The 15,077-nt window shown below is 46.4% G+C and carries 21 protein-coding genes; all 21 read right to left on the bottom strand.

Annotation, left to right across the window (positions count from 1 at the left end):
• Positions 1-15: 15 nt before the first annotated feature.
• On the bottom strand, positions 16-564 hold the full coding sequence (locus tag ACI0CA_RS04800) for a hypothetical protein (protein WP_343285152.1): 549 nt from the start codon (positions 562-564) through the stop codon (positions 16-18).
• A gap of 88 nt (positions 565-652) precedes the next feature.
• Positions 653-1,021: a hypothetical protein gene (locus ACI0CA_RS04795; protein ID WP_343285153.1), complete on the bottom strand. Its 369-nt coding sequence runs from the start codon at positions 1,019-1,021 to the stop codon at positions 653-655.
• A gap of 12 nt (positions 1,022-1,033) precedes the next feature.
• Complete coding sequence (locus ACI0CA_RS04790) at positions 1,034-1,639, bottom strand: class I SAM-dependent methyltransferase (RefSeq protein WP_343285154.1); 606 nt, start codon at positions 1,637-1,639, stop codon at positions 1,034-1,036.
• A gap of 4 nt (positions 1,640-1,643) precedes the next feature.
• The gene (locus ACI0CA_RS04785) at positions 1,644-2,258 is read right to left on the bottom strand and encodes a class I SAM-dependent methyltransferase (RefSeq protein ID WP_343285155.1); all 615 of its coding nucleotides are present in this window, start codon (positions 2,256-2,258) and stop codon (positions 1,644-1,646) included.
• A 110-nt stretch (positions 2,259-2,368) separates the two neighbouring features.
• Positions 2,369-2,947: a TetR/AcrR family transcriptional regulator gene (locus ACI0CA_RS04780; RefSeq protein ID WP_343285156.1), complete on the bottom strand. Its 579-nt coding sequence runs from the start codon at positions 2,945-2,947 to the stop codon at positions 2,369-2,371.
• 527 nt (positions 2,948-3,474) lie between these two features.
• Complete coding sequence (locus tag ACI0CA_RS04775) at positions 3,475-6,483, bottom strand: pectate lyase-like adhesive domain-containing protein (protein ID WP_412264345.1); 3,009 nt, start codon at positions 6,481-6,483, stop codon at positions 3,475-3,477.
• Complete coding sequence (locus tag ACI0CA_RS04770; RefSeq protein ID WP_277286047.1) at positions 6,399-6,749, bottom strand: hypothetical protein; 351 nt, start codon at positions 6,747-6,749, stop codon at positions 6,399-6,401. The genes ACI0CA_RS04775 and ACI0CA_RS04770 overlap by 85 nt, the downstream gene beginning before the upstream one ends.
• Positions 6,746-7,408, bottom strand: a complete 663-nt coding sequence (locus ACI0CA_RS04765) for a TetR/AcrR family transcriptional regulator (protein ID WP_277218651.1) — start codon at positions 7,406-7,408, stop codon at positions 6,746-6,748. The genes ACI0CA_RS04770 and ACI0CA_RS04765 overlap by 4 nt, the downstream gene beginning before the upstream one ends.
• A gap of 22 nt (positions 7,409-7,430) precedes the next feature.
• Positions 7,431-7,694, bottom strand: coding sequence for a hypothetical protein (locus tag ACI0CA_RS04760; protein ID WP_277286046.1), 264 nt, complete (start codon positions 7,692-7,694; stop codon positions 7,431-7,433).
• A 93-nt stretch (positions 7,695-7,787) separates the two neighbouring features.
• Complete coding sequence (locus ACI0CA_RS04755) at positions 7,788-8,348, bottom strand: TetR/AcrR family transcriptional regulator (RefSeq protein ID WP_277290390.1); 561 nt, start codon at positions 8,346-8,348, stop codon at positions 7,788-7,790.
• A 193-nt stretch (positions 8,349-8,541) separates the two neighbouring features.
• Positions 8,542-8,895, bottom strand: a complete 354-nt coding sequence (locus tag ACI0CA_RS04750) for a dihydropteridine reductase (RefSeq protein WP_277218655.1) — start codon at positions 8,893-8,895, stop codon at positions 8,542-8,544.
• A gap of 297 nt (positions 8,896-9,192) precedes the next feature.
• Complete coding sequence (locus tag ACI0CA_RS04745) at positions 9,193-9,792, bottom strand: cyclase family protein (RefSeq protein WP_412357967.1); 600 nt, start codon at positions 9,790-9,792, stop codon at positions 9,193-9,195.
• Positions 9,793-9,842: 50 nt separating this feature from the next.
• Complete coding sequence (locus ACI0CA_RS04740) at positions 9,843-10,427, bottom strand: AAA family ATPase (protein WP_343285456.1); 585 nt, start codon at positions 10,425-10,427, stop codon at positions 9,843-9,845.
• Between the two features lie 222 nt (positions 10,428-10,649).
• Positions 10,650-11,252, bottom strand: coding sequence for a Type 1 glutamine amidotransferase-like domain-containing protein (locus ACI0CA_RS04735; RefSeq protein WP_446806521.1), 603 nt, complete (start codon positions 11,250-11,252; stop codon positions 10,650-10,652).
• Between the two features lie 225 nt (positions 11,253-11,477).
• The gene (locus ACI0CA_RS04730) at positions 11,478-11,945 is read right to left on the bottom strand and encodes a methionine--tRNA ligase subunit beta (RefSeq protein ID WP_446807058.1); all 468 of its coding nucleotides are present in this window, start codon (positions 11,943-11,945) and stop codon (positions 11,478-11,480) included.
• Positions 11,946-12,129: 184 nt separating this feature from the next.
• On the bottom strand, positions 12,130-13,386 hold the full coding sequence (locus ACI0CA_RS04725) for a tyrosine-type recombinase/integrase (RefSeq protein WP_196854494.1): 1,257 nt from the start codon (positions 13,384-13,386) through the stop codon (positions 12,130-12,132).
• A 14-nt stretch (positions 13,387-13,400) separates the two neighbouring features.
• Positions 13,401-13,640: an excisionase gene (locus ACI0CA_RS04720; RefSeq protein ID WP_195231339.1), complete on the bottom strand. Its 240-nt coding sequence runs from the start codon at positions 13,638-13,640 to the stop codon at positions 13,401-13,403.
• Between the two features lie 10 nt (positions 13,641-13,650).
• Positions 13,651-13,887, bottom strand: coding sequence for an excisionase (locus tag ACI0CA_RS04715; RefSeq protein WP_446806522.1), 237 nt, complete (start codon positions 13,885-13,887; stop codon positions 13,651-13,653).
• A 15-nt stretch (positions 13,888-13,902) separates the two neighbouring features.
• A complete protein-coding gene (locus ACI0CA_RS04710) occupies positions 13,903-14,124 on the bottom strand; it encodes an excisionase (RefSeq protein ID WP_227081522.1) in 222 nt (73 codons plus the stop codon).
• Positions 14,125-14,221: 97 nt separating this feature from the next.
• A complete protein-coding gene (locus ACI0CA_RS04705; RefSeq protein WP_195231336.1) occupies positions 14,222-14,443 on the bottom strand; it encodes an excisionase in 222 nt (73 codons plus the stop codon).
• Between the two features lie 2 nt (positions 14,444-14,445).
• Positions 14,446-14,997, bottom strand: coding sequence for a type II toxin-antitoxin system PemK/MazF family toxin (locus tag ACI0CA_RS04700; protein ID WP_055056857.1), 552 nt, complete (start codon positions 14,995-14,997; stop codon positions 14,446-14,448).
• Positions 14,998-15,077: the final 80 nt, after the last annotated feature.

Raw genomic sequence — 15,077 nt, 5'->3', positions numbered from 1 at the left:
TATTTCATTCTTGGATTATACTCGCTTATAGATAATTGGTTCATCATATCCAAAAGTTTTCTTTCCATTAACTTCCATGCTTTCAGATACCTCCAGACAACTATCAGAAAACTTTTCCCAAAGCTTAAATGTCATTACCGGTGAAAACTGGCTTGTACTGCCTCCTTCCCAGATTCCATCTTTCTCATGATAGAGCGCCGGAGTGAATTTTTCAGATTTTTTCAATTCAGTGTAGTCAGCATTTTTCATAGAATCATATGAAAACGTACTTTTATCTTCTCCTTCTGGTATTTCATAAGAATGCAACACAATTCCGTCTTCTTTCTCTGTAATAAGGAAAAGATGTGGGGAAGCATGGCGTTTACCATTTGTCTCATAGTAGCTTTCTTCAACAACAAATTTACCATTAAAATCTTTAGGAAGGTTCAAAATTTTCTCATTACAGATTGTATTAATGTGTTCTGCATAAGGATATGTTTTCCCTTCTCTCTGCATATTATCAAACTGCTCTTTGTTATTAAAGTGTCCCGTCATCATATTAATAAAATTATCGAGCTTCATCATGCTTTTTACCTCCAAATTCTCATTTATTGTTTTTAATCAAAAGTATTATACCACATCTTTACGAATTTTTCTATCACTTCGACTATACTCACGACTTAATGACTTCTTGAATACTTGCCGAAAAAGAAGAACTGCCATCACTTGACAGCAGTTCTTCTTCGGCTGGTATTAAATTAAGAAAAGAGTTTGCGATGATAGATTTTGAATTTGAATTCCAATATGCGGAGGCAAAGCTGCCCATCCTCCGACAGGTCGGCTGCGGCAGCGGCTCGGGCTGCGCGTTGTTGTGCGCCGCGATCGTTTCATAATACGCCTTGTGGTCGGTGGGCGTAAAAACGCCACGATGCCGGTTCTGCTTTTCAATTTCTTTTCGCAGTGCATCCTCCGGCAAAGCAAACGCCTTTTTCGCGCCGGAGAGCTTGTATACGCTGCGTAAGATAGATGCAAAGATACTCATGATTTAGCCCCCTCATTTCCACGCCGTAATGCAGAGCCAGCTTTTCTTTTTGTGTATCTGCACATCGTAAAAGCCCGCCTGCTCCAGATACGCCTTTAATTCAATTTCTTTATAGATGGTCATGCCGCCGATGATCTCCGTCCACTTCTTGTCCTTGTCCGTATCGCCGTTGCTTTCGTTGCAGATGAGCAATGTCCCGCCGGGCTTCAGCACCCGGTAAACCTCCCGGAAGCACTGCGGCAGATCGGGCCAGAAATAGACGGTTTCAAAGGCCGTTACCGCATCGAACCAGTCGCCTGCAAAGATCATATCCGCCACGCTGCCTTGCAGAACGGTGCAGCGGCCCTCCGCGATGGCGGCCTCGTTAACCTTTTTGGATTTCTCCACACTGACGGGGGAATAGTCAATGCCCTTGACAATACCCTCCGGGCATTTTTTCAGAAGTCTCTTGATGTTCGCCCCACCGCCGCAACCGCAGTCCAGCGTCTTGGCGTCCGGCGCAAGCTCTAAAAATTGAAGTCCCCACCGGGCCACAGGACTGTGCCCCAGGTTCATCATGGCGACCATGATTTTCCCGCCAAGCCCCACAGGCTTTCTGGTGTTCTCAAAAAATGACATCTTATCACACCTCCGATTTCACACATTCCGCATAGGTCAGCGGGAAGGATGCCTTCAGAACAGCGCTTTTCCGCACCGCCCAGCCGTTTTGCCGTAGGAAGCGCAGGTATTCCGCGCTCGTCCACTTGCTGCAGAGAGGGAAGCCTGCCATCCTCATAAAAAATGCCCTGACCTTGCCGGAAAACGAGTTTCCCGCATGGGTAAAGGTGGGCGCGATGAGCACGCCATCGTTCTTCAGCACCCGGCGGATCTCGGCAAGGGCCTTCTCCGGCTGCGGCACGATATGCAGCGCGTTGGACACGATCACCACATCGAAGGACGCCTCCGCATAGGGCAGGCGGAACATATCCTGCACGGAGAAGTGCAGCTTGGCAGAGCGGATATCTCGCTTTGCCTCGGCGATCATCTCCGCAGAGGCGTCCGTCGCCTCGATGTGTGCCGCCGCGTTCACGATGTGCTTTGCGATCAGTCCCGTGCCGGTAGCCAGCTCCAGCACCGTCTTGTACCGCACGACCGGCCGGATCAGCTCATACATCTCGTCATACGCCGCCCGATCCTTTCGCATAAAGCGGTCGTAACGTCCGGCATTTTTGTCCCAGAAATTCTTGTGTCCCTGCATCGCTATCATTCCTTTCAATGTTAGATTAACCTAACCGACGCGTGCATCCAGAAAGTTAGATAGTGCTAACCGTCGCATCTCGGAAAAGCCGCATCTCTGCGGCCTTCCGCTTATTTAAATAACTCCCTGCAAGCGCCGTACACCAGCGTTTCCAGCACCTGCGGGTACAGTCCTCCTATTTGCTCCTTGTGTGAGACGGTCAGAATCAGTCCGCGTACTGTCGCGGCGGCAAGTGAAATCCCCCGTTTAGGAACAAGGCCATATTTTTCCAGAAGCAGACGAATGTGCGTCTCGTCGTCGTGGTAATGCACATTTTTGACATCCTCCGGCAGTCTCTGCAAAAGCAGCTTTGCATCGTTTTCAATGAAAGCCATGTCGCCGGTATCGGACAGCCGCCGGCAGACGGCAAGGGCCGCCTTTGCCGCGCGCTCCGACGGCGGCAAGCCGTCAGTTTCGCTCAGTGCATGGTCAGCCACTCCGTAAAGATCGGAGTGAACATTCTCCAAAACCGCGAAGAAAAGCATTTCCTTGGATTCGTAGAATTTATAGAACGAGCCCTTTGCAATGCCGACCGCCTTCGTCAGCTGCTCTACGGAGGTTTTCTTCATCCCCAGCGTGACAGCACAATGTCTCGTTTCCTTCAGCAACGCCTTGCGGAGCTGCTCAGTTTCGTAATCGGTAAAAGCCAAGGTCGCGCCCTCCCTGAAATATGACCGTTTTGGTTCTTTCGGTCATATTATACCGCGCTTTTTTCTGGTTTGCAAGGGGTGTGGAGAAAAAAACGCTAATCAAAAGGAGTGCAGTGTTGCAGAAAGAGACGACGGAATTCCGGTAATCGTTGTCGCCGCTGTAAAAGAAACTATATCGTAAAAGGGCATCAGAGCGAAGCATCCAAACGCTGCGTTCTGATACCCATTTTGTTTCATATTGCACAGATGGGGTGATTGCAAGGAGAAGAACAGAAATTCACACAACATGAATGACGTATTCACATAATACTACTGCTTTTGCGCTATCATTAACGTTCGATCTTGCATCGATCCGTTTTAAGGTGAGACCTTTTAAGTTGCTCAGCACTCCTTCGCCGCATGATCATCTGCCGCTACCGCCAACCATCCAAAAGCCGCTGTTTGTCACTTCCGGGTAACAAAAAAGCGCCGTATTGCTACGACGCTTTTGTCTTGCTCGGAAGATGGAGCAAGGAAACGCTATTCCATTATTTGTTGTGCTTTTTCTTTCTGCTGGCAACCGTTATACCAATGGCAGCACCGCCGCTGACAATCAGCAGCGCAAACCACAATGCGGGGTTAGCGGTGTCGCCGGTGCGCGGGGAAACAGGCTGCACCGTCGGCGTCGGCTGCGCTGTAGGCTGCGGGGGCACCGTGGGCTGCGGGGTTGCTGTTTCCGTCGGCTTTGCCTTGACGGTGAACTTAGCTGTTGCCGTACCGTGTTGAGAAACGATCGCAAGCGTATGCTCACCCACGGAAAGCGTGGCAACAAAATCACGGTTCAGCGTGATGATGGTGCTGCCCTCTCTCTTCGTATAGTTCTTTTCTTCCAGCGCAGTGCCGTCAAGCTCTACACGAACAAAATCGGCAAAGGATGCATCGGAAGTGAAGGTCAGTTCCTTTTTCTCGCCCTGCGTGACCGCTGCACCATCCCCGGCTGTGATTTTCGGGGGCAGCTTGGCCGTCACGGTGTCTGCCTTTGCAATCTCCTTAGTTCCGTCCTTGTCGGAGAAATACTTCTTGCAGCCGTCGCAGTACCAATACGCAATGTTGCCTTCTTCGGCAGCGGTGGCAGCCTTTGCGTCAATGTGTTTCAGGTCGGTGTGGTTGTTCTGGTCAGGGCTGCCATAGCTTGCCTTGCAAAACTCACAGACGGCATTTTGGGTGCAGGTCGCTTTGCCGCCGGAGTGCTCCGCGTAGCCTTTCTTTCCCGCGTTATCCGTCACATCGCAGTTTTCATTGGCACATTCATGCCAGTGATGCGTTGCATCGGACGTCCAATCGGACTTCCAGCTGTGGCCGGTGGCTGGAATCGGCTCTATTTTTGTTGCGCCGCACTTGGTGCAGCTATATGTCTCTTCGCCCGCTTTTGTGCAGGTAGGCGCTGTTGTTATCGTACCGTTGTCCCAAGTATGAGGGCTTACGTCATCCTTTATATCGCAACGGGAACACTGCTTCCAGTGCTCGTTATCATCATGTGTCCAACTGGTAGTAAAATCATGTCCCAGAGCATCGCCATATTCCGCACCGCAAACTGCGCATTTTGCTTTTTCGGTGCAGGTGGCCGTGCCGCCGGAGTGTTCCGCCTTATGAAACACCGCGCCGCAGGTGCAGACCTGCCAGTGTTCCGTTTCGTTGGATTTCCAGTCGTTACTCTGGTGGTCATGGGCGTCGCCCTGTCCCTTGAACACGGGCAGGGTTATTTTTGCCGCAGCCACATACTGGCAGCTGTCCCATGGAGAATTGTCGCGGTCAGCCTTAAGCAGCGCCAGCACCGTGTCGTTGGCGAAGTTTGCGGCGGTTTTGGACTCTGTTTTTGTAATGTTGCCATTACTATTGTTTCTGCCAACTGCGTTCAGGTTCGTACCGGCAAGATAGTAGCAGTTTTCTACAGTGCCAGAATTATTGCCAACGATTTCGCCAACAGCATAATTACCTTTAACCGTTCCAACATTGTAGCAATTGGAGATCGTGCCCATGTTAAGTCCCGTAACACCGCCAGTTCCCTTAATTGTGCCGGTAATTGTGCCAACATTATAGCAGTCGATGATTCTCGCATTGTTAATATTACTGCCAGCAATACCGCCAACATAATCGCTACTGCTGCCAGTAACGCTGCAATTGTTGCTGCAATTTTCAATCGTCGCAGCATCCAAAGCGCCGCCCACAATGCCGCCGACGTGACAGTCTAGACCCGTAGAATAATAATTATGGGATACGTTACCTGCCACTGTCAGGTTTTTAATCGTGCCGCCTTTTACAGCACCGAACAGACTGACATACCTGAATTTGCCCGTAACGTTCAGGCCGGAAACGGTGTGGCCGCCGCCGTCAAATGTGCCCTCGTAGTAAATCTGATTTCCTTCGGTATAGTTTCCGATTGGCGTCCATGCTTCGCCGTTCAAATCAATGTCTTCCGTCAATTCGGCGCAGATTTGGGTGTCTGCTTCCTTTGTTACATTATTCACCTTATCCCGGAACAGCTTTAACTGGTCGGCGGTGCTGATTTGATAGGGATAAGCTGCGGTGCCAAGGCCGTCCATGTAAACGGTGTTATTGCCGACCTTGTAGGGCAGCGCAATGCTGCCATCCACCGTGCCGCCGGTCATGGTAAAACTGGCACTGGGTTTGACGACAAACACACTGTTGCCGCCATTCACCGCCGTGCAGCTCGCGATGCTGCCGTCATTCATGGTGAAGGTGCTGCTACCGTCTACATATACACCGCCGCCTTGCTGGGCAGTGCAGCTGGAGATGGTGCCGCCATTCATGGTGAATCTGCTGGTGTTGCGTATCTTCACCGCACCGCCGTAGTTGCCGGCAGAACAATTTTCAATCGTTCCGCCGTTCATTAAAAAGGAAGCATTTCCCTTGATAAAGATCGCACCGGCATCGTCATCCGCTCTGCAGCCGCTGATGGTGCCACTGTTCATAATAAAAGTGCAGCCATCACCGATATCCACCGCACCACTGTCATCACTGGCTTTGCAATTCGTAATAGCGCCGCCGCTCATCTCAAATTTGCCGCCGTCTGAGATATCCACAGCACCGCCGTCACCGTCAGTCATGCAGTTTATGATGGTGCCGCTTTTTAAGGTCAGGATACCGCCGTTGATACTGAAGCCGCAGTTGTTATTTTGACCGTCAATTTTACCGCCGGTACCGCTGTCCTTTACCGTCAGATTTCCGTGTTCATTCACGCTGAATATATCATCGCACTCCGTATCACCGCATGTCAAAGTATAGCCGTTCAAATCCAGCGTGACATCAGGGCGGTTGACGGTCAGGGAGTTGCTGATGCTAATGTCCCCTGTCAGCTTGACGGTGTCGAATTTAACATCAGCAATAGCCGCAGTCAGTTCTTCCGCAGTGCTGACATCTTTTGCCGTCTCGTTTCCGCCAATTAACGACGTCAAGGCTGTCTCCGGCTGGGGGTCGGACACTTCCCCCTCTGGCTGGGGGTCGGACACTTCTCCCTCCGGCTGGGGGTCGGACACTTCCCCTCCGGCTGGGGGTCAGACACTTCCCCCTCCGGCTGCACTGCCGCATCGTCTGCGGGCTGGGCGCACTTTGCACAGTTCTCCGGCAAAGCGCCCTCTACGCCGCAGACAGGGCACTCTGTGTTCATTGCTTCTGCCGTGCAGGCTGTTTCACAGCTGCAAACAGGCGGTTCTTCCGTCTCGCTCTCGGCAAATGCCGTAGTCGGCACAAAGCAGAGCACCATGCACAGAGCAAGCAGGATACTGAATAATCGTTTCTTCATCTTGTTTCCTCCATTTCGCCGTTCTTTGACAGCTTAAAATCGTATTTCATTTCCAACATGGCAAACAGCTTATACATAACCTCTGTGGCGATTGCCTTAATATCTAATGACTGAATAAAGGCAAGCACCTTTGCCTGTTCTTCCTCCGATACACGATACACCCGCATCGCCGCCGTCAGAAAACGGCTGAGCTTGCGTTCCAACGGAAAATGAATATCACATTTTCTTGCCATATAGCTGCGCATCAGTCCCGCCGTGCCGATTTCCATCTCGTAAAAGTCACTCTCGGTATCATCGGGGAAATTTTCACCAAAAATCTGCTTCAGCTCTGCCGTGGTATGCAGGTAGATATACTCCGATGTTTCGGGCAGGGAATAGGCTTCAATGTAGATTTCCCGCAGGTTCTCGTTCAGCTCGGTCAGTGTCAGTTGGATCGCCGTTTCCACCGCATAGGCATAAACCGGCGGCAGCTTGCTGTCTGCAATGCTTCTTGCCACGCCGAACTGTCCGCCGAACATCGTTTCGGTCAATTCCAGCAAAATTCTGTCCTTGGTCGGAAACAGATTCAAATAGCTTCCTCTTGCAACACCTGCTTCGTCCACAATCTGACTGACAGAGGTGTTTTTATACCCCTGTTCCAGAAAGAGACGGACGCACACAGTCAGTATTTTCCTCTTTGTTTCACTGCTGTCTCTCCGCAAATATATCGCCTCTCTCCAAACGTTTTAGTACACATACCAATAATATCATATCAAGTGCAAAAAGGCAAGTGGAATTTGAAACTTCACCTCCGTAAATTGTGACATTTCCACAAACGCTGGCTTCTTCCATTACGATGTCCACCCGCATCGTGTATTCGTAGGGATGCAGCAGCCGGTCCCGGTATTTGTCCTGCTCGGCTTTCATTTTCTCATAAAGGCGAGCGTTGTAATCTGTTTCGTTCATAGCGAACACCTCCTTCAAAATAGAAATAGCCGCCTGATTTCTTTTGAAAACCAAGCGGCTATGTACGCTATATTCAGTTCGACAAACTGGAAGTTATCGCTGCGATTCCTCAAATTGATGACCGGGAATACAGACCTGAATCACAGAAATCATGTGCTCAATGGAATCCTCACAGTTCTCTTTCAGCCATTCATTGACAATTCCCATGATACCGTTTATATAAAACGGCATCATGTATTTTTGGTTAGGCAACGGAACGTGATACCGATTCAGGATTGGTATGAATACATGACGATTCAGGGAAAGATAAGCATCGTTCATTCCTAAGACGGACGCCTGTTCGAGGGTGGTACGGAATATCCGTCTGTGCTTTTTGATATAGTTCAAATACGGCGTCAGATACTCCGGCGTGATAAGATATAATTCTTCCAGCGGACGGGTTTGAATCTGCGACATAAACTCTGCTGTGTCATGCGGCATTGCCTCCACAAATTGATCGATGATGTATCGGGCGCTCTCTGCCAGAAGATCGCTTACGGTTTCATAATGCAGATAGAAGGTGGATCGGTTGACGCCTGCTTTTTCGCAGATTTCCTTCACCGTGATATAGGTGAAGTCTTTCTTTTCCAAAAGCTCCAAAAATGCCTCATCCATGCGGGCGGCAGTGGCAAAATATTTACTCTCCGAGCGATTCAAGGGGCTTCATCTCTTTCCTTTTTCTGCTATGAAGCAGCATAGATACGGCAATCAGAATCACAGCACCGTACACAATGGGCGGCAAAGGACATAGAATCCATTTCGGTGGGTGCAGAACCCGATACAGAATTACCTGTGTTCGCTTCACGACTTACCGCTCACTGATCTCTTTGGCCAATTCCATGATCTCAAAGGCATACTTCTGCTTGCCCTGTGCCAGCAGCTTCTTGTGAATCGGATAGTTTACGCCCATGCCGATCATCCCGACAACGCCGATTGCGATACCCAGCACAAAGCTGGAAGTTGTGCCGCTGCCGATCTGCCCCATGGCAAGGCACATTCCCATGCCGAATACAAGCGCCGAAATAATACCGAGGGTGTAGGTGAAAATAGTTGCGGGGAGTTTTGCTTTTGCGTCCAGCTTCCGCAGGGCGACCACTTTCGAGGTGTCCTTGGGTGCATATTCGTTGGCGAGTTGTTCTGCAAAAATTTTATCTGTGTTCATGGCTTATTGCCTCCTTCATTTGATGGCTTTATTATACCGTCAAATGAGTACGAACTGAACAACACGATTTGCAGTTTGTGTCGAGTTCAGTAAGTGAACAAATTCCGATTTGTCATTCTGATTTAAGCATATTATACGACGATATTGTGACTTTTTCTACTGTCAAGTTCGCAGTATGTGATATTGTCAATGAAGTTTTGGCTTTATCTTGTAGTTTGCGAATATCCGTATAAATAGAAAAAGCCCTTTGAGAAAAGGATTTCTCCTCTCTCAAAGGGCAAGTTGGCAAACTGGAATTTATCTCTCAGCAGCGATCAGTACAGCTCTGCACGGCGAACCATCCGCACCGGATAGATTTAATGGCGCTGCATTTAAGAAATAACTGCCTTCCGGAACTTCTGCCAAACGGATTCCTTCAAGCAATACGATACCGGCCCCCAGCAGGATGAGATGTACCTCCATTGGAGCAGCTTCGGGCCCGACAGTCTGGGATTCGTTGCCGAGCAGTAAGATCCCCGAGTCGGCAAATACTTTCGCTGCCTCCGAAGAAACCTCCGCGTCTCCCTTAATAAGAATTCTCATTGCCGCTTCCGGGTTCTGTTTTTTCGCTTTTTCAAGGATTTCCGCCGCTGCGGTGCCGGAGACAATTCCGCAATATTCCGCAACATAAGCCATTCCTACGAATGTGTCCAAGCCTATGGAATCAACGGTTTTTCCGCCTTTGATAAAGTGGAACGGCGCGTCGATATGCGTGCCGTTGTGAGCACACATACCAAAAGCCGTCAGGTTATACAAATCGCCCTTTTCTATTGAGCAAAGCTGCTTTTTTTCAGGCGCCGGATCGCCGGCAAATACCTGACAGCCGAAAACCTCTTGGGAAATGTCATAAATTTTCATTTCACATTCTCCTCCGTCGAATTTCGATTAGTCATTCTGATTTAAGAATATTATACTACGACATTGTGACTTTTTCTACCGTCAAGTTCGCAGTATAGTAAAGCCGTACCGCTTGCTATTTTTTCTTTTACTGCTGAAACAGTATCTTTGATTGAATGCGTAGTTGTATCTATAACATTTAATTCATAGATTCCTAAATTGGAAAATTGCTTCCACATTGTTTCAACTAATTCAATATTTGTTTCTCTGTCTAACTTTGAGCGTTCGATAGCTCGCTTCATAGTTTCTTCTTTACTTGCCCTTAAAACGATATAGTGTACTTCATAATGCTCTTGAACAATGTTGAGCCACGGCTCTAAAAACCACGGTCCTACAATGCCATCTACAATTACATCATATCCACCACGAGCATATCGCTTCGCAGCTTCTAAAAACGCTTCAATGACAATCAAATTTTGCTCATTTGATTCTGGCAAATGCGGTGGTATTGCCCCTTTACTCAAATAATGATAAAAGTCATCTGTGTGCATATGCACAGACTTTTCCAAATCTGATTCTTTTGCAACAGCAGATGCCGTTGTAGTTTTTCCTGTCCCCGGCGCACCTGTGATTACAATAATTCTACCTTGATTCATCTATATTTTACCTCCACAAATTCCGATTAGTCATTCTGATTTAAGAATATTATACTACGACATTGTGACTTTTTCTACCGTCAAGTTCGCAGTATGTGATATTGTCAATGAAGTTTTGGCTTTATCTTGTAGTTTGCGAATATCCGTATAAATAGAAAAAGCCCTTTGAGAAAAGGATTTCTCCTCTCTCAAAGGACAAGTTGGCAAACTGGAATTTTCAAATTAGTCTTTGCAAATAACCTTTGAACCTTCACCATCAATTACAATTCCCTGACGGTTGTTAATTGGGCATAGATTCAAATCCGAAAACTCAGTCATTATTTTCTCGGTAACTTTCTTAAATGGTGCTGTAAGATAATGCGGAAGAACATAGAAATCAATCAAATCAATCCCTGCATCATCTTCTTGTGAGTAGTCCTCCGGCTTTTCATCCATTTGCTCGATATATTGGATGCTTGGAGCGCATATAATTGCGCCTGCCGACTCGCCGATCATCAATTTTCCATTTGCCAATTCCTTTTTCAGCAGCCCATCAGCTCCCGTCTTACGGAGCTGGTCCATAAGAAAAAAAGAATTTCCGCCGGTAAAATATATCACATCTGCATTTTCAAAAACAGACTGTATCGTTGAATAAGCCTCCGTTGAAATATCAATTTCAGTTACGATTGCTCCCAACTTTTTGAATAATTTTCGAGCCGAGCCGACATAACCGATGTAGCCTTCACGCAGCGAAGCTGTTGGAATAAATGCGACTTTCTTATTTTCAATTTCTTCCTTTATCAGACTTCCTACACTTGAAAAGTGCGAACATAAAAATAGTTTCATCAATATTCTCCTTTATAAACTCCGATTTGTATTTCTGTTTGTTTTAAAAATGGGCAACTCCGATTGGAATTGCCCACTCTTTGTACTAATTATGCGATTTTTTCTTGCTTGCACCGATTTCTGCATCAATTGATGTAAGTTTGATGTAAATCGCTGTTTTTTTAGTTTTTTATCAAATGAAGTACGTCCCGTCTATTTGGTAAAACGGTACATCTTTACATCATCTTAATAGAGCTTTGCACCTGCCGGAATGTGGTCATCAACCATCAGAAGATGAAGCTTTTCTTCGCCTTCTTCTTCATGAATAGCACTGAGGAGCATACCGCAAGAGTCAATGCCCATCATCGCTCTCGGAGGCAGATTGGTGATGGCGATGCAGGTCTTTCCAACCAGCTCTTCCGGCTCATAATACTCGTGAATACCACTCAAAATGACCCGATCTACGCCGGTTCCGTCGTCCAAAACGAACTTTAAGAGCTTTTTGGACTTCTTCACGGCTTCGCATTCCTTAACCTTCACGGCACGGAAATCGCTCTTGGAGAAGGTGTCAAAATCCACCTGATCCTGGAACAGCGGCTCGATCTCCACATTGGAAAAATCAATTTTTTCTTCGACGATAGGAGCCGCTTCAACGGACTTTTCTTCAGCCTTGGTCTCGGCCTTTTCGGTCTTATCCTTGTCCAAAGGTTTCATTGTCGGGACGAAAGCAACCATCTTTTCAATCTCTCCTAAACCTCCTCATATCTCATAATAGGTCTAAACGGGGTTTCTTCCTGAATCGCCATATCCCTATAAATTCGTGTAGTTTTTCGGTGGATTGGAGTATAAATTGGTGTAAATGGTGTAGAAGCTTTTATCCTCGCTCAAGAAATGCCGCTTATTCGTTAGACACTTCATTATACTCGCTTTTGAAATATGAGTCAAGACCTTCAAACTCGGACTGCCTAAGCTCCTTCGTCACATCGGTATAGATGTTAAGCGTTGTTGAAATATCCTTATGACCAAGCGTATCTTGAATGACCTTGACATTCACTCCTGCTTCGCACATTCTCGTTGTAAATGTATGTCTTAGTGAATGGCAGCTAAAATGCGGAAGTAGCACTTCGGGATTTTCATTCTTCAAAAACTGCTCATCGTTACAGTCACGGATTATGCGGCGGATTGCTTTATTGAGCGTTCCCTGATGTTGCGGATTTCCGAAGCGATTGATAAAGATAAAATCTGTATATCCATCAATGGTAGCGATACAATGAAGATCAAGCAACTCCTGCCTTTCCTTTTCCATTATAATTGCCTCTTTCACAAAGCTGAGCATTAGCACTTTTCTCTTTCCAGCCGGAGTTTTCGGCGTATTGACATTAAAATAGCAGCCTTTTTTGCTTCCATCGGTGCGGTGGTCATAGTAAACCAAAGTATGATTTACATCAATAACATCATTCTCCAGATCGACATCACACCATCTTAATCCGGTAAGTTCTCCAACTCGAAGTCCTGTTCCTAACAAAACCGCAAAGATTGGATACCAATATTGTGCGGCGGGAGTATTTTTCAAGTAGCTTAAAAATAATTCCTGTTCGGGACGGGTTAAGGCTCTGCGCTTTTCTGTTTTGAAGCAATGTGCTTGCTTCAGCTCTCTAAGTACATTATCTGACGGATTATTTCTTATATAATCATCATCAACCGCCATATCCAAAATTTGATGTAATACCGTATGGATACTGTCAATGGTCGAGGGTTTTAGCTGGCGTTCGTCTGTAAGGTAATTATAAAACCTCTTTATATCTGTTTTTTTCAGCGATGAAACTGTTTTTGAGCCTATTTGATGACGGACAAAGGTTTCATACATATATTTATAATTCTCAAAGGTGTTGTTCTTCAGCCCTCGCTTCAGTTCCTTCCAAAGCTCATAGACCTCATTGACCGTCGTATATCGGGCTTCGGCTTTAATGCCATCGCTCTTATCTTTTTTAATTTGTTCTTCCTTGTAGCGCAATTCATCAAGCGTCTTGGCATATACGCAAAACCTCTTATGATTGCTGTCAGTCCATCGGAATTGATAAGTTCCGTCAGCCCTTTGCGATTCGCCTGTCCGAAGCACGGCTCTCGACTTGTCTTTTCTTTTTGTTCTCGGCATAATTCTCTCTCCTCCTATATGCGAAACTGCTTATCAAGATAATCAATGAACGCTTCTCGGATCACACAGATTTGTGTGCCGTTATTTACCGTGAAAGGACAATTCCCTTGTGAAATGATTTGGCGGATTTTTGCCCTTCCGATTCCGGTGTATGCGGCAGCTTCTTCAACGGTTAAAATCGTTTTCGTCCAAAACTGTGTGTTTTCCGACCTCTTTTGGAGTTCACTTCTGTAAGCTAAAATTTTTTCGTCCATACAACCTCCATCATATTGAATACATTTGCTCAATGTATTCATCAAAAATCCTGCGCTTAATCATTCTCCGATTGCCTACCCACAGCACAAACGGACAATCGGCAAGGCTCGTCATTTCATAAAGCTTATCCCTACCTATTCCCGTATACTCTGCCGCTTCTTCTATCGTCAAATAAGGTTTTACCCAAATTGGAACAGCAGCCACACGCCTGTTGGAACTGCTTGTTTCAGTCAGTTTATTATCCATTAGCTTGTCCTCCTCTCAGACGGAATATTGTGTTTCGAGATAATCCTCGAATTGTTTTCTTTTAATCAACCGCTTTGTTCCATTCCATAGGACAAAGGGACAGTTTTTTTGATTTGAAATTTCTTTAATTTTAGATACGCCTATTCCTGAGTATTCGGCGGCTTCTTCCACCGTCAAATTCATTTTCTTCCACAACGGGACTCTCGACATATCCGGATTGTGCTTTTTGCTAAGCATATTGCTGTACCTCCTTGCTTTTGGTAGTTACAGCATAGTCAATATCCTGCGATAAGCCAATTATGCGAATCGGCTCATCGCAGGCTTGACTTTTTCATTAAATTGAGTATTGCCGCTCTATATACTCATCAAAAGCTTTTCGCTTAATCATTCTCCGGCTACCTATCCATAAGACAAATGGGCAATCCTCACTTTCTGTCATCTCATAAAGCTTTGCCATTCCGATACCGGAATAGGCTGCGGCTTCTTCAATCGACAGATTTGCCTTACACCATATAGGAATGTCAAACTTCCGTTTCCTTTCCCTGCTTTGCGACATCCCTATACCCCTTTCCCTTTGAAAGAGGTGCGTTTATCATAAACGATATAATCCCAACCTCTATCATTGCACTTATCACAAGTGCCTTTACTTTTAGCGAAAGGATCAAGGCGTCTGACAACATAGTTCGGATTGCGAAAATAGTCGTTTAAGCATTTCGGACACAGGCAGCGAATGTCGCCGATCCTGTTAGTGTTGTAAAGCCATAGACCGAATGTTTTTTTCAAGGCTGCGTTAATCTGTCTCCAAAGGCGCTCATCATCAACAAAGCCAATATACTCTGTCAAATCATCTTTATTCACAGTCTGTATTTGCTCAAGCAACACCATTGAAGGCTTCGTCAGACCAAAATCCTCGCCTAAAATAATGTGGGACGGCAAATACCTCTTTTTTATTACACTCGTAATGGACGCAACAATAACAGTAGGCGCATTCGCATTGAAATTGTCTGCCTGAATTACCAGCACAGGTCTTACACCTGATTGGATAGAGCCGATTCTTGTGCCAAAATCGTAGGAAAATATATCTCCACGCCTGATTTCTGTTTTCTTCATTTTATGTATAACCTCTCTGTTCATTGAGTTTTGAAAGCGCATTTCATATCCGGAATAGAAATACCCCTTCACTCATTTGG

The sequence above is a fragment of the Hominenteromicrobium mulieris genome (assembly GCF_046197855.1).
GTDB lineage: Bacteria > Bacillota > Clostridia > Oscillospirales > Acutalibacteraceae > Hominenteromicrobium > Hominenteromicrobium mulieris.
This window is presented reverse-complemented; position numbering and strand designations above follow the sequence as displayed.